Origin of the sequence: Colwellia psychrerythraea (assembly GCF_000764185.1) — a bacterium.
Lineage (GTDB): Bacteria > Pseudomonadota > Gammaproteobacteria > Enterobacterales > Alteromonadaceae > Colwellia > Colwellia psychrerythraea_B.
The window spans coordinates 1-26297 of record NZ_JQEC01000057.1 but is presented as its reverse complement, the minus strand read 5'-3'; the positions used below and the strand labels follow the sequence as shown (position 1 = coordinate 26297).

Annotated in this window: 21 protein-coding genes and 1 pseudogene; 16 read left to right on the top strand and 6 right to left on the bottom strand. The window is 38.5% G+C overall.

The genetic code is table 11. The annotated features are described in order from the left end of the window. Positions 1 to 60 precede the first annotated feature (60 nt). The 5 genes from GAB14E_RS03915 to GAB14E_RS03935 all read left to right on the top strand — a co-directional run bounded on the left by GAB14E_RS03915 (position 61) and on the right by GAB14E_RS03935 (position 4530). Positions 61 to 534 (top strand): TIR domain-containing protein, encoded by a 474-nt coding sequence (locus tag GAB14E_RS03915; protein ID WP_033083917.1) that lies wholly within the window; start codon positions 61 to 63, stop codon positions 532 to 534. A 225-nt stretch (positions 535 to 759) separates the two neighbouring features. Then, on the top strand, positions 760 to 1602 hold the full coding sequence (locus GAB14E_RS03920; RefSeq protein WP_033083916.1) for a class I SAM-dependent methyltransferase: 843 nt from the start codon (positions 760 to 762) through the stop codon (positions 1600 to 1602). A gap of 209 nt (positions 1603 to 1811) precedes the next feature. Next, positions 1812 to 2699, top strand: a complete 888-nt coding sequence (locus GAB14E_RS03925; RefSeq protein WP_033083915.1) for a hypothetical protein — start codon at positions 1812 to 1814, stop codon at positions 2697 to 2699. 287 nt (positions 2700 to 2986) lie between these two features. Beyond that, positions 2987 to 4075, top strand: a complete 1089-nt coding sequence (locus GAB14E_RS03930; RefSeq protein ID WP_033083914.1) for a hypothetical protein — start codon at positions 2987 to 2989, stop codon at positions 4073 to 4075. A gap of 101 nt (positions 4076 to 4176) precedes the next feature. Further along, positions 4177 to 4530, top strand: coding sequence for an MmcQ/YjbR family DNA-binding protein (locus GAB14E_RS03935; RefSeq protein WP_033083913.1), 354 nt, complete (start codon positions 4177 to 4179; stop codon positions 4528 to 4530). A gap of 289 nt (positions 4531 to 4819) precedes the next feature. Here GAB14E_RS03935 and GAB14E_RS03940 read toward each other — a convergent pair whose 3' ends face one another. After that, on the bottom strand, positions 4820 to 5923 hold the full coding sequence (locus GAB14E_RS03940; protein ID WP_033083912.1) for a hypothetical protein: 1104 nt from the start codon (positions 5921 to 5923) through the stop codon (positions 4820 to 4822). 197 nt (positions 5924 to 6120) lie between these two features. Between GAB14E_RS03940 and GAB14E_RS03945 the strand changes: the two genes are divergently transcribed. The 5 genes from GAB14E_RS03945 to GAB14E_RS03955 all read left to right on the top strand — a co-directional run bounded on the left by GAB14E_RS03945 (position 6121) and on the right by GAB14E_RS03955 (position 8063). Next, complete coding sequence (locus GAB14E_RS03945; protein ID WP_052094000.1) at positions 6121 to 6402, top strand: GNAT family N-acetyltransferase; 282 nt, start codon at positions 6121 to 6123, stop codon at positions 6400 to 6402. A 51-nt stretch (positions 6403 to 6453) separates the two neighbouring features. Continuing rightward, on the top strand, positions 6454 to 6600 hold the full coding sequence (locus tag GAB14E_RS24935; protein ID WP_156115782.1) for a hypothetical protein: 147 nt from the start codon (positions 6454 to 6456) through the stop codon (positions 6598 to 6600). 237 nt (positions 6601 to 6837) lie between these two features. Further along, positions 6838 to 7044 (top strand): hypothetical protein, encoded by a 207-nt coding sequence (locus tag GAB14E_RS03950; RefSeq protein ID WP_033083911.1) that lies wholly within the window; start codon positions 6838 to 6840, stop codon positions 7042 to 7044. A 65-nt stretch (positions 7045 to 7109) separates the two neighbouring features. Next, positions 7110 to 7772, top strand: coding sequence for an NAD(P)H-dependent oxidoreductase (locus GAB14E_RS0123390; RefSeq protein ID WP_052093999.1), 663 nt, complete (start codon positions 7110 to 7112; stop codon positions 7770 to 7772). Between the two features lie 75 nt (positions 7773 to 7847). Beyond that, positions 7848 to 8063, top strand: coding sequence for a transporter suffix domain-containing protein (locus GAB14E_RS03955; RefSeq protein ID WP_033083910.1), 216 nt, complete (start codon positions 7848 to 7850; stop codon positions 8061 to 8063). Between the two features lie 67 nt (positions 8064 to 8130). On the opposite strand, the gene GAB14E_RS03960 is transcribed toward GAB14E_RS03955, so the two are convergent. The 3 genes and pseudogenes from GAB14E_RS03960 to GAB14E_RS25375 form a co-directional block, all read right to left on the bottom strand. Beyond that, positions 8131 to 9006 carry a DMT family transporter gene (locus GAB14E_RS03960; protein ID WP_197061238.1) on the bottom strand — a complete coding sequence of 292 codons (876 nt, stop codon included), beginning with the start codon at positions 9004 to 9006 and terminating at the stop codon, positions 8131 to 8133. Positions 9007 to 9179: 173 nt separating this feature from the next. Then, entirely contained in the window at positions 9180 to 9368 is a 189-nt protein-coding gene (locus tag GAB14E_RS0123385; RefSeq protein ID WP_033083909.1) for a hypothetical protein, read from the bottom strand. 179 nt (positions 9369 to 9547) lie between these two features. Next, positions 9548 to 9958 (bottom strand): annotated as a pseudogene (locus tag GAB14E_RS25375) (TonB-dependent receptor plug domain-containing protein). Positions 9959 to 10585: 627 nt separating this feature from the next. Here GAB14E_RS25375 and GAB14E_RS03970 point away from each other — a divergent pair. The 3 genes from GAB14E_RS03970 (at position 10586) to GAB14E_RS03980 (ending at position 18483) form a co-directional block, all read left to right on the top strand. Further along, entirely contained in the window at positions 10586 to 14260 is a 3675-nt protein-coding gene (locus GAB14E_RS03970; RefSeq protein ID WP_052093997.1) for a PKD domain-containing protein, read from the top strand. A gap of 116 nt (positions 14261 to 14376) precedes the next feature. Continuing rightward, positions 14377 to 14925 carry a PEP-CTERM domain protein gene (locus GAB14E_RS03975; protein WP_033083907.1) on the top strand — a complete coding sequence of 183 codons (549 nt, stop codon included), beginning with the start codon at positions 14377 to 14379 and terminating at the stop codon, positions 14923 to 14925. A gap of 216 nt (positions 14926 to 15141) precedes the next feature. Next, positions 15142 to 18483 carry a collagenase gene (locus tag GAB14E_RS03980; RefSeq protein ID WP_052093996.1) on the top strand — a complete coding sequence of 1114 codons (3342 nt, stop codon included), beginning with the start codon at positions 15142 to 15144 and terminating at the stop codon, positions 18481 to 18483. Positions 18484 to 18653: 170 nt separating this feature from the next. On the opposite strand, the gene GAB14E_RS03985 is transcribed toward GAB14E_RS03980, so the two are convergent. After that, a complete protein-coding gene (locus GAB14E_RS03985; protein ID WP_033084083.1) occupies positions 18654 to 20642 on the bottom strand; it encodes a RecQ family ATP-dependent DNA helicase in 1989 nt (662 codons plus the stop codon). A gap of 304 nt (positions 20643 to 20946) precedes the next feature. Here GAB14E_RS03985 and GAB14E_RS03990 point away from each other — a divergent pair, with 304 nt between their 5' ends. From GAB14E_RS03990 to GAB14E_RS04000, 3 genes are all read left to right on the top strand, one after another. After that, positions 20947 to 22827, top strand: coding sequence for a CIA30 family protein (locus GAB14E_RS03990; RefSeq protein WP_052093993.1), 1881 nt, complete (start codon positions 20947 to 20949; stop codon positions 22825 to 22827). A 386-nt stretch (positions 22828 to 23213) separates the two neighbouring features. After that, on the top strand, positions 23214 to 23993 hold the full coding sequence (locus GAB14E_RS03995) for a sensor histidine kinase (RefSeq protein ID WP_231562098.1): 780 nt from the start codon (positions 23214 to 23216) through the stop codon (positions 23991 to 23993). Beyond that, positions 23990 to 24817, top strand: a complete 828-nt coding sequence (locus tag GAB14E_RS04000) for a LytR/AlgR family response regulator transcription factor (RefSeq protein ID WP_231562097.1) — start codon at positions 23990 to 23992, stop codon at positions 24815 to 24817. Before GAB14E_RS03995 ends, GAB14E_RS04000 begins: the two co-directional genes overlap by 4 nt. Positions 24818 to 24901: 84 nt before the next feature. On the opposite strand, the gene GAB14E_RS04005 is transcribed toward GAB14E_RS04000, so the two are convergent. Beyond that, positions 24902 to 26297: protein adenylyltransferase SelO (locus tag GAB14E_RS04005; protein WP_033083905.1), on the bottom strand; the 1396-nt coding region annotated here is incomplete at its 5' end.

The window sequence follows — 26297 nt, the reverse complement described above, 5'->3', positions numbered from 1 at the left end:
AACATACTCAATAGACCGCTATGTCTCTCAACAATAACCAATTAGCTTAGGAATAAAATAATGGAATTATCTAATGCATTTGTAGGTTTTAGTAGTACAGATATTGATGATTACAGGTTGATGCAAGCATGGAGAACTAACAATAAAATTGATTTGGACTTTAATGATTGTCAGTTGAATGATGCTTTAAATTCTGAAGATGAAGAATTTATAAAAGCAAAGTGTCGAGAGCGTATAAATATGGCCGATAAATATGTCATGCTCATTGGCAAAGATACAAAAAGCAAACATAAGTACGTTCAATGGGAAGCTGAAGTTGCTATTGAAAAAGGCTGCACCATTATATGTGTCAATTTAGATGGTTCACGTGAAATGGTAAGGGCTACTTGCCCAGCGGTAATTCGTGACATGGGCGCTATTTTTGTCGCTTTTTCTCCGAAGATTGTCGCCCATGCGATTGAAAGTTATAACATGCATGATAATTATGGCAATTATTACTTTAAAGATGAGCTATATGAAGAATTAGGATATTAAATTCGTCAGTGAACCTACAAAATGGTCTGCACTAATCAGCCAAAACGGTCACCTGATTACCTAAACTGAACTTTGGATAATGAATAAATACTGCGTATCCAGAGTTCAGGTTACTTAAGTTAAACGGCTATGTTAAGGAACCCAGGTAATAGCTTATTTAACTAAGCCACCAACGTTGAAGTGTGTATAATGCGATCAGTTATTCTCACTAGATAGACAAAAGATATGCTCGGCTACTACCTTCATACTATAAATGCCAAAAAAGCGCTGGAGGCCATTGCTCAAGGACTGTCCTGCGTTTTCCTCTCTACTGACCTGAATATTTCAGAGCAGGAATTTTCCATAAGTGACCAGGGGCTAATCCTCGACCAAGATAATCAACTTTCCATTAATGAACTAAAAAAAATAGTCAAGAAGACACAACGGATCTACCTCTGCAGCGATGGCGATATGGTTCCGCTGGAAGACCGCAGCTCTGGTTACTACAAACTCGTTCCTACAGCGGGCGCTCCACTGTTAGAAATTAGCGGTGTTAAGATGCATATATCCAAGGGTACTGACCCCTTTACTAGTGCTTCTGAGATGGCTCAACAAGCCGTGCGCAAGGGTGATAAGGTACTGGATTGCTGCAGCGGGCTGGGTTATGCGGCCATTGCTGCCCACCGACTAGGCGCAAGGGAAGTACTTAGCATAGAGCTAAGCCAAGAGGTAATAGGACTTCGAGCTCAAAACCCTTGGTCAAGCGATTTAGGTAACGAGGGCATTGAACAACGTCAAGGCAGTAGCTTTGAGCTGATAGGCACATTACCTACTATTTCCTTCGATTCTGTCATTCATGATCCACCACGATTCTCTCTCGCTGGCGAGCTTTATAGCGAAGAGTTCTACCGGGAAATCTTCCGGGTGCTTCGCCCAGGCGGACGACTTTTTCATTACACTGGCAACCCACACGTAGTAAAAAAAGGCAGTAGCTTTGTCGATGGTGTCATCCGCCGGTTAAAAGCGGCCGGCTTCAAGAACGTGGTAAAGGTCGAGCATCTGATGGGAGTCAGTGCGCAGAAAAAATAGCATAAAGAAAATCTGTTCATTAGCCACCGCTGTCCAGATTCACTTTCGGTAAAAAGAAGCTTTATAATGCTGACAATAAAGCTTAAGTAGGGATTAATAAGCAATTACTAAATAATAGCAAACCATTACCAAACAAAAACCAAACAGCTATCGAGCGATTTTAGAACAGTTATCAAGTAATCGTTAAATCATAAATAAGGCAGCCATTAATGTTTTCAACTTTTTTAAAAGCAAAACCCGTTATTGATGAAGCAAGCAAAGAGTGGATTTTTGATACTTTTTATTGGTCCATGCAGCAACTTGATGGCGATTTTTTCAAAAATAGCAGTGAGTTGATATTACCAAACAATAATTTTTACCCTGGTAGTTCAAGCAGTGTTGAAGAAATGGCTGGGACAATATTTTCCAATACCCTCAAATACACTGGCATGACTAAGTGGCCGCTAAAGCTAGTACCTGCTGATAACTTTAGGCAAAAACCTATGCCACAGTTATTTTTTCAGTCACCACTGCGTGGTGAAAGCGCTAAAATAAGTGCTTATGCAAACTCGAATGGAAGTTCAAATATCAGCTATAAAGTAGAAGGTGAGGCTGTAGCTCCTGACTTAGACACCAGCATAGACATTGCCTTTCACTCAAGTCAACTTAACCAACCACAAGATATGATTGCTTATTTAGTACAAATACAAGCGGGTATTTTAGTTAACCAACATGCCGTGCTTCCTTCTGATACTGATATCTCTAGAAAAGACGCTCCCGGTGGCAAAGACGCATTAGCGCAAACCATAGATTTAGTTGCTTGTTTTATGGGCTTTGGTGTTATTTTTGCCAATACTGCCTACCAATTTAAAGGCGGCTGTGGCTCGTGTAATAACCGTAATCTTAACCGGCAAGCCGCACTGCCAGAGTTAGAAACAGTTTATGCCTTGGCGTTATTTTGCGTAATAAAGGCTATTGATATTAAACAAGTAAAAAAAGAATTGAAGTCTCATTTATACAAACCATTTCGCCAAGCACATAAAGAAATAACCCTGTACTTACAACAAACAGCAAATACTGAGCATGCACAACTGCTCATTGCTAAACGCAACATTTAGGTTGTCATGCTGCCCAAGCATCACAATTGCCTGGAATATAATAAAAATCACTATTGAAAGACAATAGTGATTTTTATTATAACTAGGGATAAATCCCGCGCCAAAAAAACCTATTCTTGACTTAATTAACGCTGAAAAACAAAGCAAATTAATTTTTAGATTTTGCCTAAGAAGTGGTGATAGAATCATATTCTAACAAGCTATTAAATAAGGATATTAAAACAGCATTCAGTTTTACCCTGCCTATTTATCAAACCACCAAATACTCATTAATAAAGGAAATATAAATGAACTTTGTTCGTAAAATAACAACTATTGCTGTAACTGCTGCACTCGTTTCTTGTGCATCAACGCAAGTTGATAACACCCCTAAAAACCCTACTTCTGTTGTTACAGCAAAATTTACTATCAATGGCTTATACCTACCTGATCATCAAGGCACACAAACAGTTTATACCCGCGAAAATATGCGTGCGATAGATCAACAAGCAGAATTTGACAGTTTTTACATGGGTTGGGCTGATTACGATTACACCACAATCTTTAGAATTAATGACAACTTGTTGTGGGATGTAGACCATGATAAAGAAAGCTATCAAGAATGTCCGCTAAGTGGCTGTAATGATGTATTTTCAGAATTTATGGCTAAAACTCAAGACTCTTCAGATGAAGAGCAAGAATATGAAACTTATGAAGAAAGAAATTGTGAGGTTACCTTAGATAAAAATGACTTCACTGTTATAGCGACAAATAACACTCGCCAAATTGGTGGCTTGCCATCGAAAGAATACACCGCAAAGTGGACTACTGAATTTAAAGATAAAAATGGCAAAGTAGACCTTAACTTACTGCAATTTGTATTTTGGACAACAACACCAACAGCAGAAATTAAAAGTGCCTGGAAAGTTCACCAAAAAGCCACTGATAATTACCTTAATACAGTCGGCGATAATAACGTTTTAGTACGCTTATTAGGTAAAGATGGCTACAAAGCAATCAGTGCTTTTAGTGGCGACATTGAAAAAATCGATAAAGCGCAATTTAATGAGATCACTAAAAAACTGGCAACCATTAAAGGGTATCCACTATCAATAAAAATGGAATGGTTCCAAAAGAGTGAAGCTTGCCCTGTTGCTAAGAAAAAACGTGCTGACAATGCCGTAGATTTTTCTCAAGGTTTAGGAAATGCGGCAAGTAGCTTCTTTGGTAATATAATAAAAGATGAAGCCGATAAAGTGGTCGATGGTGTAGTAGCTGAATGGCAAAAAGATGCCCGTGTACGTTACATTTATGAAGTAACTTCAGTATCTGAAAAGCAAATCCACGATAGCCAATTTAATATCCCTAACGGTTATAAAATAGAAGACAGACAGTAAAGCGATACCGCTATAATATTGAGCAGTGTTCGTATCTTAATATAATAGCGGTTAATTACCACTAAATGGCATTGATAAAACAATGAGGTGAAACGACTTTCATGAATTACGATGAATTTAATAAATTTTGTGGCAGCTTAACGGCAACAACCTACGTAATGCAATGGGGCAACTCACATGTTTGGAAAGTTGGTGGTAAAGTCTTCGCTATTGGCGGTTGGACAAAAGATAAAAAATCGGCATTTACGTTTAAAACCTCAATAATAAATTTCAATTTTTTAAGTGAGTGTGAGGGTTATAAACCTGCCCCCTACTTTGCTAATCGCGGGATGAAATGGATACAACAATTCGATAGTGAACCAACAAAAGATGAAGAGTTACAATACTACCTTAGCGAATCTTATCGATTAGTTTCTCTTGGCTTAACAAAAATAAAACAAAACAGCTTGGTTTAAATCAAAATTAAAATGTGGCGATTTGCTCTCTCTCTTATTAAGCTTACAAGCTGTAATTGTTCTGCCTGCATTTGCTTTGCTGCCTTGTAGGCTTACTTTGCACAAAAATCACTAACCGTGTTTAATAAATAGAATCCCTTCCCCTACAGGCACTAGAGTTAGAGGCTGTAGTTGTGGTCAAGCATCCTATCCTTGCAAGTTTACGTCTGAAGAAGGTATTGGAGATGCTAGAAATGAGAACCCTTTACCTGCTTAATTGCACAAATTAACTCAAACTAATCCACATGTATTACTTTGAGAGCTTACATTGGTGTATATGATTTAATAAATCACCTTTATATTGGCTGTACTCTTTTACAATAGGTAAAATTTTTATTCCCATTGGTTTAGCCAACTTTTCAACTAACTGATTATGTAAGTTAACGCTAACTATTTTGATGAAGTAGAGTTTAACAACCAACTCTTCTTGCTCTTCTGCGGACAGTTCTTTTCCCTTAGACACCTGATGAGCCTTTTCAATCCAAAAAAGGTAAGCATGCCGAGTCTCACTATCGCTCATTAGAGTGAGTCGACTAATTCTATAATGTAATTTATCATATAAAATAAGATCATTGTCCAGTATCGATAACATAAGCAGCTGTAAACCCGCGATAATTTGACCAGTACGTCTTGAAATTTTTTGTGATACCTGCAATGCATTTATCAAATACTCTTTAGCTAAAATATACTCTTCTTCTATTATCGCCATGTTTCCTAATGAGTTATAAATAGAACCTATAAATATTTCATCATTATGTTGTTTTGCTAATTGTAAAGCGTGAGCAAAAGTTGCTTTGGCCTGACTATATTTCTTCAGATACTTTAAGCTCGTTGCTTTACTGATGAGTAAGCTTATTTTTTGTTTATAGTTTTTAATCCCTTGATTAAGCCCGCAGTCAAATAACCAGATAGATTCTTGGGGGTACCCTGACCGGCGTAAAAATATGCCCAAACTACTTAACAAAGAAACAAATTTATCGGTTTCTGTCTCTAACTCTGGATAGGCGAGCATTAACCGTACAGTACTTTCAACTTGCTTTAAATCATTAAGACTAATGGAAGCTCTTAATAGGTTTTGATGCCAAGTTAATTGATTATTAATACTTAACTGATCAATTTCATTCAGGTACTTTTTAAGTATTTTTGAAGAATTGGAAGGCTGAACACCTAAGTAATCTTTTGCCTCAGCTAATTTTTCCAATAAAACTTCTGAGCTAAACTCGGCACTTGCCGCATGAGTCACAAAGAGAATAATGAAAATAGTGAGTAGTCTAAGCATAATAACAAATATTGATGTAATAGCTTTCATATAAGAAATCGATTTGTTGTTTATGACGTTATTTAAGCTTTTCATCCAGCGCCAAAAGAGTCAAATACAGTTCAGATTATAGCAGGTCATAATGCTTTATCTAGAAAGCTGGCTCTGATCACAAAAAGAAAGTTCATCGTTTTAAATAAGTCATACTTCTCGTCGGTTATTACTTAAGATAATAGCGGTAATGACTAAATTATCAATATGCAAATCAAAGGTACACTTAAAGGACGTTAGCTGTGAGATCAAAACATGGCATACCTGATAACCATGAAAACCTGATCGGCTTTACCCGTGTTATCATAGACTTTACTTTTAAAGATATTATATTTGATGTCATTGTTACTTTAGAAAGTAGCGGTAAAGGTTTAGGCCAACAGTTGATGAATTTGCTCAAATCTCATCAAGCAGTAAAACATTTCAAATTATATTGTTTACCTGATACGGAATCGTTTTATGCTGACTTGGGTTTCTCTACTGATGTTGGTGGTATAAAGTTAATGCGCTGTATTAATGACTAACATGTCGTTTTTTGATACATAAAATTTACATAAAAAAGGTTAAGTCCGTCAATGGAAAATATTTTTGCCCACTACGGGATAGATTGGTTAGCAATATCGTTAAGTTTATATGGCGCTTACCTGCTGGGTAACAAAGTTAAAGTAGGTTTTATTGTCTTTGCCATATCTAACGTTTTTTGGTGTGTTTTTTATGACTAGCTACGGCATGTCCTTAGGAAATCTCGCCTTTTTATTGCTTAACATTAGGGGGTATATTCATTGGAAGAAAGTAAGCTTTGAGCAAACAGCAGATTATGTCAACAACTAAAAACAACTCTACTCAGGCAAAGCACTGTTTAGCCTTGGTAAAATATTCTCAATACTAACAATTAAAATTCATTCAATTTGGCCCATACTGCCACCAATTAGTATGGCGTTATATGTAAGGAAAATAATATGTCACAAGCTAACAATAATAAGGTACTCATGTCCTCAGTTTCAGGCGCTTTATTTGGCGCGGGTATTGCCGGAATATTCATGGCTTCATATTTTTTTATAGACCAAATGGTGTTTAATAATGCCCACGACTATGCAATATTTTATTTAATCTCTGGCGCTATCGCGATTTTTGCCTCAACAGAGATAAAAAAAGTTAATAAATAAATGCTACCCTGCGCACATAAGTAAATTATGTAACTGTTCAGCCGTTATACATATTGGAGAATAAATTGAATATTCTACTGGTCAGTGGTAGCCAAAGAGACAACTCAAAAAGCTTTGCTGTAGCACAATATCTACAAACTAACATATTGAATGACATACAAGAAATTGACTCAACAATACTCGATTTATCACGATACCCTTTCTTATTAGATCATTATGGCATTGCTAAAGACGATACCGTTAGAAAGGATTCAGGTAAAGATGACGCTACTGCCTTAGCCAATAATAAAGATGAAGTTTTAAGTCAGTTATATGCTTGTGATGCTGTGGTATTTATAGCACCTGAATGGGGCGGTATGATCCCCCCTGCCCTAGTAAACCTATTACTGTTAACCGCTAATGGCTCTGCCAATGGTTTACCACTAGGCCACAAACCTGCTTTTGCCGTAGGAGTTTCAGCTTCTGGCGGTGGTAGTAATCCTATTTCGTTATTAAAGGGTTATGCGGCAAAAAACAGCCACCTTACTTGGTTGCCCTTACATGCCATCATTCAAAATGTTGATGATTTTTTAACGCAAGATTGGGCGCCACAATTGCATAGTAGGTTCTCGCAGGTACAATCACGTTTACTGGTTGGTTTAAAGAGCTTAACTATTTACGCCAAGCAATTATCTAGTGTGCGAGAAGAGTTAGTTGAGCTATCGAAAGTGCATCCATTTGGCCAGTAGCTGATTACAGAAAATAAGATAATAAAAAAGTGTGTAAAGCACTTTTTTACAGCAAACAATTATAAAGAGTGTAATGTGAAAAAGCTAATTGGCTATGTGTTTTTAGTTTTATCCTTTCTGGTTTGGGCCGTTATTGCAACCTTACCTTTTATGGATATTTCTGCAAGTGAAATGGCTACCGCCACAACTGTATTGGTCATTTCTGGTGAGGTGTTATTTCTGCTCGCAATCGCCTTATTAGGCAAAGAAGCCTGGCTAAAAATCAAAGCTATTTTTATAAGTAAACAATAACCAGGAAATGTTTTAAATAAGTGAACTTCAACGCCTAAGGTTATGTTCGTACTTATCTCCCCAGAAACTAGCGCTTCCAAAGCACATTTACTAACGCGCCTACCATAATAAAACTACCACCAATAATGGTAGTCAATACCGGTACTTCACTAAAATACGCCCAACCAATAAAGACCGAGAATAACACTTGTACATACGAGTATGCTGTCGCTTTACTGGCATCAGCGCTATTGAGTGCTTTGGTCAAACCTACTTGACCTACTTGGGTGAAAATGCCAATTAATATCAACAAGCCTGTCGCCGCTAAACTTGGCACTACAAAATCACTGCCCAGCATTATCATGGAAATGGGCAAGGCAACCAGTGGGAAATAAAAAATAATAACTGAGCTATCATCGGTTTTAGTTAGTTTTTTAATAATGATATAAGCAACCGCACTACCAAATGCGCCCAATACGCCAGCGCCAATACTTAACCAGGGATAATGTACATGGCTATCTAGTTGCAGATTCGGTTGAATAATAATAAAGAGGCCAATTAAGCTAATAACAATACAGGCGATAGTTGAACGCTGTATTACTTCTTTTAAAAAGAACAATGCTAACACTGCGGTAAATACTGGGTGCAGATATTGTAATACCGTTGCTTCAGCTAAAGGTAGTGTTGTTACCGCATAATAAACAAACATCAATGCAAAAGAACCAACAGTACCGCGCGCTATCAGCAGGATTTTATTATGCCCCCAGATGGAAATTTTTTTACGCTTAATGTCTGCATAACTAATAATGCCTGACACTATGGCCCGAGCGGCAACAATTTCCAATACCGGTATACCTAAACCACTAACCTCTTTCACACAAGCTGCCATTAGGGCAAAACCCAAAGCCGAGATCAACATATACCAAACGCTCATTGGCAGTGAATTTTTAATGGTAGTGAACATTTACTAGGGTACTCGAGTAAGTAAGAAGGTGAGTTAACTTGGTGATTAGGCGCTATTCTACCTGATGAAAGCTAATAAAAAAGACTTTAGGTCAATTAACCTTAAGCCCTATGATTTATCAACAGATTGAACTAAGTTAAATATTCGCTAACTCACTTATTTTTAAGTAAACCCTAGTAGCTAATGCTGTATTCAACCGCAACTCTACGACCGGAGCCGAAGAATTGATTACGATACTTTTCCCAAACCACTTCCTTATTCATTTGTAAAACCAGTGGTTGATATTCTTCATTGAGCAAGTTGTCTACATCAAAAGTTATACGACCAAATTCAGTATTAAAGGTAGAGGTTGATTCAACCAAAGTATAACCATCAGAGGGTGACTCGTAGAAACTATAACCTTCAGGCCCTTCAGCTACATTTTTTTCACAATCGCCAACTTAGTTTGCTTGAAGACGTAATGCGGCAATTTCATTAAATTGATAATTAGCATAAAGCCAACATCAGACTCGCTAGTTCCCGAAACCGTTTGTGAGAAACTCTAACCGGTATCAGATAACTCACTAACAAAGGCTTCTGCGCCCATAGTAGTTTGCATTTCTACATTGGCAGTCGATTTTTTGGTAATGACATTGATGATAGCGCCCGCTTCACCATAACCGTACATAGCACTAGCACCTTTAATGACTTCGATGCTTTCGATAGTATCAACTGAAATTGACTGTAAATCACGACCGCCGGCACGCAAGGTCGTTGAAATTTAAACCCCGTCAATCATGACAATCGCTTTGCCACCACGGAAGTTTTGTCCAAAAGTCGACATGGGTTCTGTACTTGGCGAAAAGCCCGGCACTAAATTAGAAATAACTTCGCTTAAATTACGGGCCACAGCTTTTTGTAAGGCTAAATCTTCTTGAGAAACGATAAAAACCGAGTTTGCAGTGTCAGACAGTTCCTGTGCAAAAGGAGAAGTTGTGATAATAATTTTTCAATATTGTCAGATTCTGGTGAAGTCTGCTGAGAGGGTTGCGAGAAAACAGGTGTGACAGCGAAAGCCGCAGTTAATGCTGCAGTAACAGCAAGGTTTACAATGGATAAATTCATGTTAAAAACACGTAAACTAAGTAGGAATAATAATCGTTACTATTTAGTACATTGATACAAGTCCATTACACCATTAGTTACAACTTTTAACACTATTAATAGAACATATTGATCTATTCACCGTTTTACATGTTTAAACTGCTTTGTTTTTGTTTATGTTCTGCTCGCTACTCCCTGAATACATTGGCTATTAATTTTTACTGAGTATTCTTTGTCCATCATTAAAACACCTCATTTGTCATACAAATAGAAAATATAAGATATACAATATATTGATTATTGTTTATGATGTTTTTCGCTACAAAGTTCGCTTAATTTATAACCATAGGTTTTTCAGACCTTTTTTTGTAGCTAGTTCAAAAACAAAAACAACAAATCATTGATATCCAATACTTTTATAGTGAATTCTCAACTTACGGATAAGATAAGTAGCTGGCTATCAAACAAAAAATATAATAATAACCAAGGATAGAAAATGAGTCTCATCAACAATAAAGTCATGAGTCTGTCTATGTTAATGATGTTATGTGCATCGTTAACTGCTGTAGCGGGAAAGCAAACGCCTAATAATGGTTTAGCTAAAGAATTAAAAGTTAAAACAAGCAAACAGTCGACATCTGCAACACAAAAAACAACGGTTAAGGGAAATACCTTAGCAAAAAGTCTACTAAAAAGTCGAAATGCTAATCCGTCTCGCTTGAATGCTGCAAACCAAGTTTGTGCCATAGACGAAAACGGTCAAGACTGGGATAAATTACAAAAAAAGTTAAACAAAGAACTTAAGCAAAGAACTTTGTTTGCAGCAAAATCAATAAAATCATTTTCAACCAGTCGTATGAGTAAAAGCAGCACCTTCGCTGCCAATGCGGGTGTAGCCGACAACGGTGTTGCTGGACGTTATTATGTTCCGGTAGTTTTTCATGTTTATGGTGAGATGTTCACCTGTGATGATGCGACACAAAGCTGTTTAACCGACGCTAAAATAGTTGATGCTCTGCAACGCTTGAATGAGGATTTTCAAGGAACCAATACTCAAGATGGTCCTATTGCTCCGCAGTTTCAAGCTATTCGTGACAACTTAAATGTTGAGTTTGTCTTAGCAAAAAAATCTCCAACTGGCGCTGATACTACAGGTATTGTGCGCTATGGCCGTGAGCAAGCAGGTTACGGTAATGGCAGTGGTGCAGATGCTGAAATTTCAGCTGATGCTTGGGATAATTTTAAATACATGAACGTTTATATTATGAACGACTTGTATGATGATGGCTCAACCAATAACTCCGGCGTTGCTTGGTATCCTGATATCAATATGACTCAGGCCAATACTTCTCGTGTGGTTTACAACGGCTGGTATGTTGGTGACAATACTGATGAAAACTTCCGCTCGGTATTAACTCATGAATTTGGTCATTGGCTTAATTTACCTCATACTTTTGCTGGTAATAGCTGTTCATTAGCCAACGAAACTTTTTGTGGTTTAACGGGCGATAGAAGTTGTGATACCCCACAAATGTCTTTATCAACCGACATGTATGAAAACTCGAAAAACTGTCTTGGTCAAGCGACCAATACCGAGAACTTCATGCACTATACCAGCAACTATGCCATGTTCACTCAAGGCCAAGTAGCTCGTATGACTGCAGCCTTGCATGGTGACGCACGTTCGACTCTTTGGTCAAACGACAACCTAATTGCTACCGGTTTAACTGCTTACACTAGCAATGCAGATCATCCATGGGATGGTATTTCAGGTACTGATAATGGTCCAACAGGTGAAGTTATCGCCAGCTTTGACAATTTATCAGCTGAAAAAGATGCGGTAGATACTTTTGTTGTAGATGCTCCTGCTGGCACCGAAGCGTTAGCATTCTACCTTTCAGGTTATAGCCAAGACCCAGATATGTATGTATCTGCTGGCCAAGCCCCAACCCAGTTAGCTGATGGTTCATGGCAGGCAGACTACATTTCATTTTTGTCTGCAGCAACACCAGAGTTTATTGGCGTATTAGGTCCAAAAACAACGGATTCATATCACGCTACAGTGCATGCTTTTAGCGCTTATGATCAAGCTAACTTACAAGTTTTAGCGGTTGAAGATCCTTTATTGGCTGCAGGCAGTAAACGTTACCACGTAATTAAGCAAGCTGGCATATGGTCTGCTGCAGGTGTAGCGCCGAAAGAGTATCAGTTTACTATCCCTGATAGCGCCGAGAAAGTAGTGATTGTTTTTGCCGGTGCTTATGGCGGCGATCCAGATATGTATGTTAGCCGTAATAAAGTGGTTGATACTCAAGCAGCTGACTGTGCGCCATTTAGCGCGGCTAAACTAGCTGAGTATTGTGAGTTTGCCCAAGGTGGAACTTTTAATATATTAATCGACCCATTTGCCGAATATTGGGATGGTGAATTACATGTTTATTATGAAACGAGTGATGACAGCAACCAACCACCTTTCGCTAACACAGCGCCTACTTACCAAGCAATGCTTGATCATGAAGTACACTTTAAAGGTGATTCTTCAACAGATGTAGATGGCAGTATCGTTAGCTACCTTTGGGACTTTGGTAATGGCGAAAGCAGCACTGAAGTTAATCCAGTTCATGTTTATAACCAACTAGGCCAGTACAATGCGAGTTTAACGGTTACAGATGATATGGGCGTGAGTAGTACGACTAATACAAGGGTTGATATCACTTTATATAATCCAAACGATGCGGTTTTATGTGACGGCTGTAGTCGAGTATATTTAACTGAAGAAATTGGTTTATCTGCGGCTAAAGGTAGTGAACCACGTACTTATAAATTCAGCATACCAACGGCTGCATCTTTAGTTGTAATTGAAATTGTTGCTGGTTCAAGTGGCGATCCTGATTTACACGTTAGTCAAAATAAAGCGGTATCTATTGACTCATTTACTTGTCGTCCTTGGGAAGGTCCTGGCGCAATAGAGAGCTGTCAGTTTACTGAAGGTGGCATATTTAATGTCATGATTGACCCTTTTGATGCTTACAGTGATGTCACTTTCAAAGCTTATTACGACATCAGAGATGATGCTGACCATTCAATGCCTAACGAGTTGCCAATTGCCCAAGCAGGTGCAAGTTATACCGGTTTTACTGGTAATGCCTTATTGCTAAGCAGTGCAGGTTCAATGGATGAAGATGGTCACATTGTTAGCTACTTGTGGAACTTAGGTGACGGTAATACTAGTGACTTAGAAAATCCTGAACATAGTTACGCACAAGCAGGTCAATACAACATTAGCTTAACGGTTACCGATAACGACGGTGCAACATCTAGCGCAACAGCGACAGTTATTATTAACCCAGCCGGTGATATGGATGGTGACGGGGATGTTGATAGAGATGATATACGCGCTTTATCTTTAGCAGTACGTCGCGGTGAACAACTAGACCCTGCTTTTGATATTAATGGTGACGGTGTTGTTAACTCACGTGATGTACGTGCAATGCGCAGTGTTTGTTCATATGAGCGTTGTTCTTCGATTGCACCACCACCTGAACCACCAACAGCAGTTGCTACTGGCAATGACAACGTCGAGCAATTCCAAAGCATTAGTTTTAGTAGCAATGGTTCAAATGATAACTATGGACGCATTGTTAGCTACTCATGGGATTTTGGTGACGGTTCAAACAGTAACCTAGCAAATCCTAGTCATGAATATCAACAAGTGGGTAGTTACAGTGTGGTATTAACGGTAACTGATAATGATGGTATGACCGCCACTGATACTATTGCCCTTAATGTAAATTACGGCGCTTTAGTAGATAGCTGTGCAAGTCAGCCAGCGTTTACTGATGGCACATTAGAAGCTGGCAGTGTTACATGTTTGGGAGATGACAGCCGTCAAAGCTTCTCTGTTCCTGAAATAAATAACCATAACAGTGTCGCGATTACTGTTGCGCACGGTACTGGTAATTTATCACTGTATTATCGCAATAGCGGCTGGGTAAATCTTAATAATGCCAGTTTTGATGCCTCTTCTACTGACGCAAATAATCAAGCATGTATCTACCTTGAGCTAGATGCTGACCTTGATTACTGGAGCTATATTGAGCTTACAGGTGCCAGCTCTGGTGCAACTATAGTGGTTGATTTTGATACTCAGGGTTGTCGCCCGGCTCAGTAATTACAAAATTAACATTATAAAAATAAAAAGAAGCCAGTCGCAAGGCTGGTTACTTTTAAAAATAACGAATAAATAAATTATTAATAACAAAACTAAAACAATATAAAGGAAAAACCATGAAAAAATTTATCGCTATGCTTACTTTACTGATCGGCTTTAATGCTAATGCAGGCTTATTAACTATTGACCTTTCAGCTGATGAAGTTTCAGTAGGCGAGTCAGTATTGGTTACTATTAACGCACAAGATTTTGACGCAACTGATTACTTTTCATTTGATTTCAATTTTAACAGCGCTGTGATGTCTTATGATGATTCATCATTAACTAGTGAGCTAACTTTAGCTGATAATGATCCTATGTTTAATGGATTATCAGCAATGGTAGAAAATTATGGCGTATTTTTCGAATTTGCTACAGATGCATCATGGGCAGAAGGTAACTTTGTCTTAGCAAGTTTTAATTTAATTGCTGATTCAGAAGGTTTCACGGACTTCTCAATAACTGACTTCTTTAACCCGTCAACATTTGATGATTACACTATCGCTTTTTCTGGTGCAAGTTCAGTTAATGTGAACCCTGCTGTTGCGGTATCTGAGCCAAGTGCTGCATTTATGATGATGTTAGCTGGTTTTGCTTTAGTTAGCAGCCGTCGTAAAACTAAGTAACTCATCACATATATAGCGAAGTAAACCGCTGAATTAATACTTAAATCAGCAGCTAAATATGCAATGTAATTTAGCACTATAGAATGTATTTTATTAACCGAAAAAGTTGTTTGGGCAGCTTTATCGGTTCATAGATACTCCTACCTGAAAACTATAAAATTCATATAAATCAATTAAAAATCAATTAAAACAACAAAAATTGAAACAGGTCTCACAATGAAAATATTACCTAAAAAGTCGCTACTTGCTAGCGCACTATTATTGTCGATGAATATCGCCAATGTGCAAGCTGTAGAAATGTGTGGAGAAAAAACATTGCCACGTCAAGGCGAAGTTCCAGCTAACGAAATGCACTGTATTACCGATTATGGCCATTACTTATATGTCGATGTTCCTTATGATAATAGCGATGTAACCATTACTACTTCTGGTGGTACTTTTACCGGCTCTGATGCTGATATAAGCCTTTATCCAGGAACTTGGTGGGGCGACGGCGCTGTTGAAGCGAGTAGTACTAACCCAGATACCAACGATGAGAGTATTTCATTTGTATCACACGCTGGTAAACGTTACTTTCACATTGGCGGCAACATTCAGCAAACCAGTATAATTGTTAATATTAGCGGTGGTGATATTCCAGAGCCACCACCACCTATGGGTGATTATATTGTTTACCCAAGCCAGATTACCGTAGATGTTCCTGCAGCACTTATTACTTCTAAAGCCCAGTATGGCGCTAGCATTAGTGAAATTTTAGCCTCAGACTATAATGGTTTTAAAGTTATTGCCGGCGCTACAATTGATCCCATCACAGATGTTGCTCAAGCCATTCATTATCTTGCTGGAGCAGATGATTTAGCTGATCCGGATCTTAACCAATTATTATACTTTTTAGCCTCTTATAAATATTATTCTGAGCAGATGACAGACTCAGAAGCACAAGCTTTAAGTACCGCATTATTAGCTGTTACCCAAATGACCGATTTTGTCAGTCCTGCCGGCAGTGTCATACAAGAAGGTTATGCTTATGCATTAACAAACCTTGAGCGTTACTCGGGCGCAGCATTTTATAAAGATCAGTTACCGCATTTATTAGGCCTTATTCAATACTATTCATTGCAAAGTAACCCATTCTCTATCAGCAATGGTGGTGATACCACGATGGCATTAATGGGTGCTATTGCTTCTGCCGCCTATTATGGTGATGCACCAGTTAAAGCCACATATAACGAGAAAATGTTAGATGTATTATCTGTTATGCGCTCATTTGTATTTTTAGGTGAAACTTCACTTGATATGCGCTGGTCTACAGAAGATGACAGAAAATGGATAATGCCTCATTCGTTTAATGCTATGGGCAAAATTTCAACTATTGCTACCGATGAAGCCAAAGCTCGTTTTGATAGCACTATTTTAGAGGCGCACGGTAAAGTCACTGGTGACATTTCACAAGAAACGGCTAGCATTATTGTGACTAAAAACTACCTAGATAACGCAGGACGTAGTTGTGAAGCAGGTGATGCATTATTTGGTAGCTGTATTGTGCCACCTAAAGTAGAAGATATTTTAACGGTAAATCATGCTTGTACTGATAACATTACCATACGTGCACAAGCTACAATTAGCCCAGCAACGCTTGCGCAATCATGTGCTGATATGGCACTTCAAGAAAGTGAATTTCATGCCTTCTTTGATACCGCAGGCATTCCCGTAACCGGCGATTTGAATGAACATATCGAAGTAATAGCTTTTGCTAGCCCTGAAGATTATGAAAAATATGCTGGCGAATTCTTTGGTATCAGTACTGATAACGGCGGCATGTATTTAGAAGGCACACCAACAGCTCAAGGTAACCAAGCTCGTTTTATTGCCATGCAATGTCCTGACTCTTGGCTTGGTGGCTCATGCCAGTACATTGATCAAATATATAACCTAAGACATGAGTTTACTCATTACCTTGACGGTCGTTATATTAAAGCCGGTTCTTTTGGTGATTTTGATTATTCCGTAGCTTGGGCTGAAGGTATGGCTGAATATATGGCTATGGGTAAAGATCATGCCCGCACCTTAAACACGTTAAAAGGTGAAACGATTCCTCCTTTATATAACATCGTATTTATGGATTATGAATACGATAACTTATATCAATGGGGCTACTTTGCCATGCGTTATTTAGGTGAACAGCATAAAGACGATTTAAACCTTATCGTTGCTGCCTTACAATCAGGCAATAACAATGCCTATGTCGCTAAACTTAAAGAAGTAGTACTGCGCACAGATTCAGGCTTTGAAGCTTTTGTACTAGCAAACTCTGAAGCAGTGGCGCCAGTTGCTGCAGAAATGCCAGCAGCAGATACCATCGGCAGTTGTAATTTACTCCAACAATATCCACGTTATTTTGATGCCAGTAAAACTAACTTTACCTTTACTAATACTACCAATACGCCAGTTTCACTATTCTGGGTAAATAGCACAACGGGTGAAGCTAACTTTGGCAAAAACTATAAAACCTTGAACCATGGTGATACTTACACATCAGCTAGTTGGACAGTAGGCGATCGCATGATGTTAAGTGATAACAACATGAATTGTTTAGGTGTTGCTGTAATGGCAGAAAATGATAATACCTTCACCATTGAAGCTGATTTAGTGAAAGATGTTATTGTTGAGGAAATCCCTGAATTAAATCAAATGGGTAGCTGTGAATTAGCACAACCTCATTTAATCATGAACGAATCTCATGAATTCACCATTACCAATACCTCTGACACGCCAGTGCGTTTATTTAGAATTGATAATACTACCGGTGAAATCATCACCACCAGTGGTGCTAATGACTTTACTCATGGTTACGGTGTATTAGCACCAGGGGCAAGTTATAATAACGATGTTTGGTATGGTGATCGCCGCTTAATGGTTACTGACAGTAATTTAAATTGCTTAAGTATTGGTGTATTAAATAATGCAGTAAGTAGCTTTACTGTTGATGAAGCTACGGTGGCTAAAGCCGCTACCCCAGAAGTTATCCCTGCTGCAAATGTTATTGGTAGTTGTGAGTTAAAAGCGCCACATTTGGTTGGGCCTTTTGAAAGTGACTTCTCCTTTGTTAATAACAGCGATCACACTGTGCGAGTTTATCGTGTAGATAATGTTACTGGTGAACTGAGTGAGAGCTTTGGTTTTACCACGCTAGCCAAAGGTGATACTTACGACAGCACCTCAACATGGAAATGGTTTGGTAATCGTCGTGCCGCTATTACAGATGAAAGTGGTAATTGTGCCGGTGTCGCTGTGATGACAGAAGAAGATACTAGTAACGATTATGAAATTACTAATGTGCTTTTTGATGTCGATGTACCTGATGCTGTAATTGGCGATATGGATGGCGATGGCGATGTTGACAGAAATGACATGCGAGCGTTTTCTTTAGCGATTCGACGTGGTGAAACATTACCTATATCATTTGATTTAAATAAAGATGGTATTATCAATTCACGCGATGTTAGGTTAATGAGAGGCATCTGTACCTACAACCGTTGTAGTGCAACACCACAGTAGCCGTTTGATATGGTAGCAATGTTAACTAATTAGACATTAATAAACATTGCTGCTTTTTTGCTATATAGTATTTTCTGTTAAACATTTACAGTTAAATTACGGTTATAAAAAAGTGGCTATTATTAGCCACTTTTTTATTTTCTACTTACAGTTAATTTATTTCGCGATACTTAATAACCTAAACTTGTCAGCTTTTCACGGATAGCTTGATATCGTTGCTGCTCACAACTTCCGAACCCTGATAATTGCCTGACTTTATTACGGCCAAATAATGGCACTGTCATGCCAGCAAAAAATCGGCTGTAACTCTCAAGAGATAAAGGCTGGTTAATCTTACCCGAAAGTCGCTCGGCTAACTCAGTCATCCCCTGTTTTATCACTTCATCACTTGGCCATGGTATTTTCGCCTGAGAGTGCTCTAGCACTGCGACTTGTCCACGACAAACACTGCAATGTCCACATTGATAATTGACAACATCTTGAGTAAAGTCTTGGTCATCAAAGTACTTAGCTAAGTTAGCCGTTAAACAGCTGCTTAGTTGAAAAAAACGTACTAAGGTAGCAATACGTTTTATTTCTTTTTCTTCATTTTCTTTAAAGTAATCACTTAAGGTTTGGCACAAGCTAGGGTCTGCTAACTCATTAATATTTATCTTAAACACCTCAGTCATGCCTTTAGTTTCAAGTACTATAAGTTGCTGCTCTTGCAAATATTCCAGCGCAGCAATAACCCTATTTCGCTCGATACCTTTATCTTGTAATAAGGTATCAAAATTTAAACTACCCCAGATTTTTTTAAACTCGGTAGCATTAAAAATACGCTGGAGAAAATCTTTGCGTTGCTCATTAAAACTATTGATTATTTCATCTTTTGGCTTTAATAATTTAATTTTAAAGTCAGCAAAATAGGCATATAAGGGTTCAATAACGCCAGCTAATTCTAACTGTACCAATAAAGTTTTCAGTGGTAATTGTTTGATGTTGACAGCATTCGATAATTGCAAAATCTGCAACTCCCACTTGCTATCATAGGAATTACTGACCACTTCATCTTTGATAGCATTTAGCATCATTTCGATGCCAGCATATTCTGGGGTATCACCATAAACAAAGTTTTCCACGGTATTTAAACCATCAAGGTTTGCTAAAGTAAAACAATTTGATGGCTGTCCATCTCGCCCTGCCCGTCCTATTTCTTGGCTGTAATTTTCAATGGATTTTGGCAGATCATAATGAATAACAAAGCGGATATCACTTTTGTCTATGCCCATACCAAAGGCGATAGTTGCGACAATCACTTGAATTTTCCCCGCCATAAAGTCTTGTTGAATCTGACTGCGAGTATCACTATCAAAACCCGCATGATAAGCACAGGCATTAATGCCTTGTTGCGATAAATATTGTGCAACCTTTTCAGCACTATGTTGCAAGGTAACATAAACAATGCCTGCGCCTTGATGAGCGTTAATAACTTGCTCGAGTTGTTTATTCTTATTTGATTCAGCTACAGGCAAGACAGTTAAATCAAGATTTGACCGATAAAAGCCCGTTTGCACAATATGTTCGTCTCGAATAGCAAACTTAGCGGCCATGTCCATTTTTACTTTACGCGTAGCCGTAGCGGTAAGTAATAATACCAAGGGAATTTTTAACGCTTGGCAGTAACTCGGTAGTTTTAAATAATCGGGTCTAAAGTTATGACCCCACTCAGAGATACAATGTGCTTCATCAACCACTAACATAGACACAGGCACAGATTCTATAAATTGTCGGAACCTTTCATTTTTGAAACGTTCTACTGACACCATCAAGACTTTAATATCACCATCACGAACACTTGCCATCACGGTTTGCGCTTCATTGCCTTTTAAGGTCGAATCAATGCTAGCGGCTTTTATGCCTTTGCTAGCAAGAAAAGCCAATTGATCTTTCATTAAGGCTAATAATGGTGATACCACTAAGGTTAAATGTGGTAAATGCAACGCGGTTAATTGATAACACAAGGATTTACCTGAGCCCGTTGGAAAAATGGCTAAGGACGACTGACCATTTAATAATTGCGAAATGGTTTGTTCTTGTCCTGGACGAAAGCCATCAAAACCAAAGCTTTTTTTGAGTAATGGCGTTAAGTCTCTCACTTGCCTGATTTGCTGAGTCATTGGTTGAGCTTGCTGGCCGAATGTTGGGTTATTCATGGGTATTATCACATTAAAGGTAGTCATATATTCATCTGTTCATCATACCTTGCATCTACAGGGAATACTCAGACCTACCCATTTAAAATATTAAAATAGCGCTTTATGTCGATTCAAAGGCAAATAATGTCAGTTCAAATAAAGTACACCGACAAACCCTCTCTAATTCGCTAAATTTATCCCATCAACAGACAAGTGTCACAATGATTAAACATATAAAATTGCACATATAACACATAATAATTAACAAAACATAAGGGATTAACCAATGAGAAAGTTATCACGAACAATAACGAGTCTATTTGCTGGCCTTAGCTGCATAAGTAGCCTAAGTGTCCAAGCCATAGATTTACGTATAGACAATGTTCGCTTGTATCAAGCCGAACAAAGTACTTTTAGCCAGCCAAGTACTCTGTATATTGAGGATGGCAAGATTGTTGAAATAACAACTAATACCACAAAAAGGCAAACGACAGTCAAAGCCGCTGATAAGGTTGTTGATGCTCATAATAGCTTCGCCCTACCGGGGTTAATTGATTTACATGTTCACCTTGGTTCATCTGGTAGTAACTACGGTAAAGACTTTCAATACTTACCGGTGGACGCTCATTTTAATTCGAACTTATATTTAGGTGTCACCAGTATTGTCGATTTATTTTCCTTCGATATTACCCTTAACGAGGCAAAACACTTAACCAGCTATAAAACCTCACCAAACTTATTTTATGCCGGGGTATTATTTACCAATCCGGGTGGACATGGTACACAGTTTGGCGGCAGCGCACTGGAAGTAACCAGTGATGACGCTATAGAAGATTTATGGCAACAACATATGGCCCGCAAACCTCATTTAACCAAAGCGGTTATTGAAACCTTTGGTGGTCATGGCGACTCATTAACTGATAGTCAATTAACAGAAATAGGCAAACGCTCAAAAGCAGCAGGGTTACCATACTTTGTGCACGTCTCTACCTTAGTCGATGGTAAAAGAGCCATTAAAGCAGGTGCTACAGCATTGGCTCACGGTATAAATACTGAGGCAGTAGACGATGAATTTATCGCGCTTATGATTAAACATAATGTCGCTTACATACCAACGTTGGCAGTGTATCAAAATCACAGCGCTGAGCATGAGACCCAGCAAATTAGTAGCAACACAGCCTTATTGGCGACAGTACCCGATAAACTTCAACACTGCTTATTTGATAAAGTGCCTGAGCCATCAAAATGGAAAAATATTGCTTGGCAAAAAAGACAATTGGCATACCAGAATATTACTCTTGTTGCCCAAGCCGGTATTACCATTGGTACGGGATCTGATGCAGGCAATCCTTATACTTTACATGGCAGCGGTTTGCATAATGAACTGCAGGCGCTGAGCAAGTCAGGTTTAACAAACGCACAAGTAATAAACGCGGCGACAATCGATGCGGCAAAAATAATTAATGCACCAGAGCTAGGCCAATTAAAAGTAGGATTTCAAGCAAGTTTTATTTTACTAACACAGAACCCGCTAAATGACATCAGCCAGGTAAGTAATATCCAAGCGGTGTATAAATCAGGTAATAAGGTCGATAGAAAAGGCCTAATTGCTCAAAACAAAAAGATAGCCCTGCTTGGCGAAGAATGTAACGCCGCAGCAATTATTGCTACCACAGCTAAAGAAATCATTGATAACTTTGATAGTGAAATTAAGTGGCAAGCGATTAGCGATACCATGATGGGTGGACAATCAACGTCAAAATTAGCGCAGCAAGATGATATGCTGTCAGTTGATACCTTATTAGGAAAACCTGGTGGTTTTGGTGCATGGGCTGGTATGCAGGTTATGTTTGAGACCCCCGTTGACGCGTCTCAATATAAGGGAGTGAAAATAACTTACCAAGGATCTAAAGTTCCGTTTGGCATTTCTGTTTATCATAACGAAGTACAAGACTGGGACCATTTTTCTGCCACCCTACAGCCAAGTGAGACTTGGACAACAGTGAAGGTACCCTTTGCTCAGTTGCAGCAATTTGGCTTTGGTAGCCAGAAAGATTGGTCGGCAAAAAGCTTAGCGGGTTTGAGTTTAGTATGGCGCACTATGCCAGGGCAGCAATTAGCGAGCAACAAAAACACCTTACAAATAAGTAACATTAGTTATTTTTAATTTGCTAAGCTAACAATAGTTATAAGAGGATAGAAAGATATCTAAATCAATTCTTTAGGTATCTTTTATTACTGTTATTCAATTATTATCGATAACTATCATCACTAACTTTTCATCATTAAATATACAAAATAGAGCACTTCATGTTACAACAACCCTTTTTCAAATATAGCTTTTTTATCTTACTTCTGGTTGATCTAACTTTTACAGCTGGTTTGATAATGTTTGGTGTTACCTCTATCTCATTAGATACACTGTTAGCGACTGCGATATGGTTCATTTGCTTTTATTGGTTACCTGCTTGGCTGGCAGCTTTTATAATCTTATCAATAAGGTCGAGGGGCTTTCACAGTGTTTTTCTCGAATGCTTCATTGCTGTGTTGTCAATGTCATTGGGTCTGAGCATAACCAACCAGCTACTACTTTTTACTTTTGATGGTTATCCTTCTATGGGCAACTTTGTCTTCTTTGGTGGTTTTACCTGGGGAGTACCTATTTATTTTATTACCCGCTATATTGAGAGTAAAGGTAAAATATCACAGGAAAAACAGGCGAGAAAACAAGCGCAACTGCAAACCTTAAGGTATCAATTAAATCCGCATTTTATGTTCAATAGCTTAAATACGATTTCAGCTTATATACATTCAAACCCCAACTTAGCTGATGAAGTTTTACATGAATTAGCCGATATTCTTCGTTATTCATTAGATACTGGCGAAGCGAATAGTGTTTCCCTGCAACAAGAAATAGCGATAATCGACAAATATTTAAAGATAGAAAAAGCACGCTTTGGTGACCGCCTTACAGTTAACTTAGATATTCCAGCTGATTTGCTCAATGCACAAGTACCGCCACTTATTTTACAACCCATTGTTGAGAATTCAGTCAAACATAATGCTCAGCAAACCCAGCTGACCATCACCATTAAAGTAGAAAAAATTGCTAAACATAAAGATGATATTATAAGAATATCAATCAGCGATAACGGCTCTGGGTTTAGTGAAGAAGTATTAGTCAAAGGCTACGGCAAGGGTGTTGGTATGAAAAACTTGCAACAACGCATGCAACAACTCGCCCACGGTAAGGTCAGTTTAACTAATGTCTCAAGTGACATGACTTCTACAAGTAATACTGGTGCCACTGTAATGGTGGAAATGGCTCTATGAGTAACTTACTGGTAACTAATAATTTAAAAGACAAGGCGATTAAAGATATGCCAGATAAAATACGCATTATTTTTGCTGACGATGAAAAACCAGCCAGAGATAAACTCGCCCATCAGTTAAGTCTTATTACAGATATTGAAGTGCTTGGTTTTGCCACCACAGGTAAAGAGGCTGTTAAGCTTATAAATGAACTTGAGCCAGATTTAGTATTACTTGATATCCAAATGCCTGAAATTAGTGGCATGGAGTTATTAAGTTTACTTGATTATAAACCGCTGATCATTTTCACTACCGCTTATGATCAATTTGCCATACAAGCATTTGAACAATCCTCCACTGATTATCTGTTAAAACCCTTCCCATTGGGGCGATTAAAAGATGCTATTGATAAGGCTAAAAAACAGTTTTTGGCTAACTTACCTGCCGAAGACTCTCAACAGGGTCAACCAGCACAACAAACACCAAATTATCAACTCAATGATGTTGCGCCTATTAAACGCTTAGTTAGTAAAAACGGCGAACGCATGACCATATTATCACCAAGCGACTTACTTTTTATCAAATCTGCTCAAGGTAATTGCTTAGCTTGGGATGGTAAGGAAAATCATTACCTATCGGAGAAACTCGATTTTTTAGAGCAATCATTGGCGCCCGCAGACTTTGTTCGTATCCATCGAAGTTATTTAATTAATATTGATAAAATTAAAGAGATCCAACGTTGGTTTAATGGCAAGTTAATGGTGATTATGAATGATGAAAATAAAACAGAACTCAGCACCAGTCGTGCTGGTGCTGATAAGTTAAAACAACTATTAGGCTTGTAACCTAACCAGCGACTCAAGCGGCTTGGCTAAAGTATTAGTGTTAACAAAGCTTTTTTCCTAACCGAACTACTGCCCTATCAAAACTTAGGTGCCGCAGAAAGTATGGTAACTTTCATCGCCATCACTCGGTGCATCTTGATAAGCATGAGTTGTCGTTAATTGCTGATAAGGTTGTTGAATTACGGTTAAAAACTCTTGTAAATCGGATAAATCACCACTTTCTAGGTAAGAAGTTTGGCTCGATGCTAAAATAGCTTCAACATGATGATTTCTTGGAATAACTAACGGGTTATTTTTTGCCATTAAATCTTTAGCACCACTAACATCTGCAGCAATTCTTACATACCAACGGCTGAGCCATTGCTGCCACTGTTCTTGATCATTACCTATTTCATTTACTGTTTCACTGCTTGATTTCTTGCTTTCACCATCACTTTGTTGAGCAGCTTTCATGGCAAGGACGTTATCCACCTCAGCTTGATTTAAGTTAGCTGCTAAGCTGACAAAAGATTGGGTATAATCTAGTTTCATTTTTGTCATGATCCCTAGTAAATCATTGACCAATTCAATATCACCCTCGGCTAATTCCGCAATGCCCAACTTATTAACCATCATTTCAAAATAACGATACTGCAAGTCATCAGCAAATTGCTGTAACAAGGGTGTGATTTTGATTAAAGCAATGTCTTCATCTTCATCAACGAGTGGTAATAAACAATCAGCCAGTCGCGCCATATTCCATTGTATTATTTTACTTTGATTACCAAAAGCATAACGCGCATTTCGATCAATTGAACTAAAGACTGTATCACTATGATAATGATTCATCATAGCGCACGGACCGTAATCAATGGTTTCACCTGATATGGCGGTATTATCAGTATTCATTACCCCATGGATAAAACCAACTCGCAGCCATGACACAACTAAAGGAACTTGTTTGTTCAGTACTCCAGCAAAAAAGTTAACTACTTGCTCGCCGGAAAGCGCTTCACTTCCAGCAGCTTTCAATTGAGGAAAGTGACGTTCAATGGCAAAACTGGTCAGCTTTTTAAGTGATTCAATATCTTTGCGCGCTGCAAAGTACTGAAAAGTACCAACACGAATATGACTAGTGGCAATGCGGGTAACAACCGCGCCAGGTAATGGCCGCTCTCGATAAACAGCCTCTCCTGTAGCAACAACAGCTAAACAACGAGTAGTTGGTACACCTAGGGCGAACATAGCTTCACTCATCATATATTCACGCAGCGCTGGACCTAGCGCACAGCGACCATCACCTTGACGAGAAAAGAAGCTAGTACCAGAGCCTTTTAATTGAACATCCCAAGACTGGCCTTGTTTATCCGTAATGTCACCTAATAAATGCGCACGACCATCACCAAGCTGAGGATTAAAGTGACCGAATTGGTGACCTGAATAAGCTTGTGCTATCGGCTTACTACCAACAATCAACTGATTACCTGAGAAGTATTGTGCC

What these genes read in the sequence shown, in the direction of transcription:
- GAB14E_RS03915 (WP_033083917.1), top strand. Translation starts at nt 61, where the DNA reads ATGGAATTATCTAATGCATTTGTAGGTTTTAGTAGTACAGATATTGAT.
- GAB14E_RS03920 (WP_033083916.1), top strand. Translation starts at nt 760, where the DNA reads ATGCTCGGCTACTACCTTCATACTATAAATGCCAAAAAAGCGCTGGAG.
- GAB14E_RS03925 (WP_033083915.1), top strand. Translation starts at nt 1,812, where the DNA reads ATGTTTTCAACTTTTTTAAAAGCAAAACCCGTTATTGATGAAGCAAGC.
- GAB14E_RS03930 (WP_033083914.1), top strand. Translation starts at nt 2,987, where the DNA reads ATGAACTTTGTTCGTAAAATAACAACTATTGCTGTAACTGCTGCACTC.
- GAB14E_RS03935 (WP_033083913.1), top strand. Translation starts at nt 4,177, where the DNA reads ATGAATTACGATGAATTTAATAAATTTTGTGGCAGCTTAACGGCAACA.
- GAB14E_RS03940 (WP_033083912.1), bottom strand. Translation starts at nt 5,923, where the DNA reads ATGAAAAGCTTAAATAACGTCATAAACAACAAATCGATTTCTTATATG.
- GAB14E_RS24935 (WP_156115782.1), top strand. Translation starts at nt 6,454, where the DNA reads ATGGAAAATATTTTTGCCCACTACGGGATAGATTGGTTAGCAATATCG.
- GAB14E_RS03950 (WP_033083911.1), top strand. Translation starts at nt 6,838, where the DNA reads ATGTCACAAGCTAACAATAATAAGGTACTCATGTCCTCAGTTTCAGGC.
- GAB14E_RS03960 (WP_197061238.1), bottom strand. Translation starts at nt 9,006, where the DNA reads ATGTTCACTACCATTAAAAATTCACTGCCAATGAGCGTTTGGTATATG.
- GAB14E_RS03970 (WP_052093997.1), top strand. Translation starts at nt 10,586, where the DNA reads ATGAGTCTCATCAACAATAAAGTCATGAGTCTGTCTATGTTAATGATG.
- GAB14E_RS03975 (WP_033083907.1), top strand. Translation starts at nt 14,377, where the DNA reads ATGAAAAAATTTATCGCTATGCTTACTTTACTGATCGGCTTTAATGCT.
- GAB14E_RS03980 (WP_052093996.1), top strand. Translation starts at nt 15,142, where the DNA reads ATGAAAATATTACCTAAAAAGTCGCTACTTGCTAGCGCACTATTATTG.
- GAB14E_RS03985 (WP_033084083.1), bottom strand. Translation starts at nt 20,642, where the DNA reads ATGACTCAGCAAATCAGGCAAGTGAGAGACTTAACGCCATTACTCAAA.
- GAB14E_RS03990 (WP_052093993.1), top strand. Translation starts at nt 20,947, where the DNA reads ATGAGAAAGTTATCACGAACAATAACGAGTCTATTTGCTGGCCTTAGC.
- GAB14E_RS03995 (WP_231562098.1), top strand. Translation starts at nt 23,214, where the DNA reads ATGTCATTGGGTCTGAGCATAACCAACCAGCTACTACTTTTTACTTTT.
- GAB14E_RS04000 (WP_231562097.1), top strand. Translation starts at nt 23,990, where the DNA reads ATGAGTAACTTACTGGTAACTAATAATTTAAAAGACAAGGCGATTAAA.